Origin of the sequence: Allobacillus halotolerans, from assembly GCF_018967645.1 — a bacterium.
In the GTDB taxonomy this organism is placed as follows: Bacteria; Bacillota; Bacilli; order Bacillales; family Alkalibacillaceae; genus Allobacillus; species Allobacillus halotolerans.
This window is the reverse complement of the sequence record NZ_JAHLZF010000085.1, coordinates 1-594: the sequence shown is the minus strand read 5'-3', so window position 1 is coordinate 594 and position 594 is coordinate 1. Positions and strand designations below refer to the sequence as shown.

Annotated in this window: 1 protein-coding gene and 1 pseudogene; both read left to right on the top strand. The window is 36.5% G+C overall.

The features are described from left to right. Positions 1-386: SGNH/GDSL hydrolase family protein (locus KQ486_RS14220; RefSeq protein WP_216688005.1), on the top strand; the 386-nt coding region annotated here is incomplete at its 5' end. 12 nt (positions 387-398) lie between these two features. Continuing rightward, positions 399-594, top strand: a pseudogene (locus tag KQ486_RS14215) (phage baseplate protein); the annotation flags it as partial.

The window sequence follows — 594 nt, the reverse complement described above, 5'->3', positions numbered from 1 at the left end:
CGATAGGCACTGATAAAACGGATACAAAAACGTTTTACGGTGCCTTTTGTTCTGCAATTGAAGTTATTAGAAAGAATAATCCAGATTCAAAAATACTAGTGATGACAGCTACAAGACAATGCCCTATGAGTGGTACAACAATACGCCGTAAAGACACGGACAAAAACAAACTAGGGTTAACACTTGAGGACTATGTAAACGCTCAAATATTAGCTTGTAGTGAGTTAGATGTACCAGTGTTTGACGCATATCACACAGATTACTTTAAGCCATACAATCCAGCTTTTAGGAAAGCGAGCATGGAGGACGGCTTACACCCTAACGAAAAAGGTCACGAGGTTATTATGTACGAGTTAATCAAGGATTATTACAGTTTTTACGACTAAAGGAGGCAACCAATGGCTTACGGATTAATTACAAGTTTACATTCAATGACAGGTCGGAAAATAGTTGCTCAACATGAGTATAACTATCGCTTGTTAGATGAAGGTATGAGCAAACTTGAGAAAATGTTTATATACCATCAAAAAGAAGAAATATACGCACACTCAGCGAAACAAATTAAATACTTGAATGACAGTGTTGAAGATTATT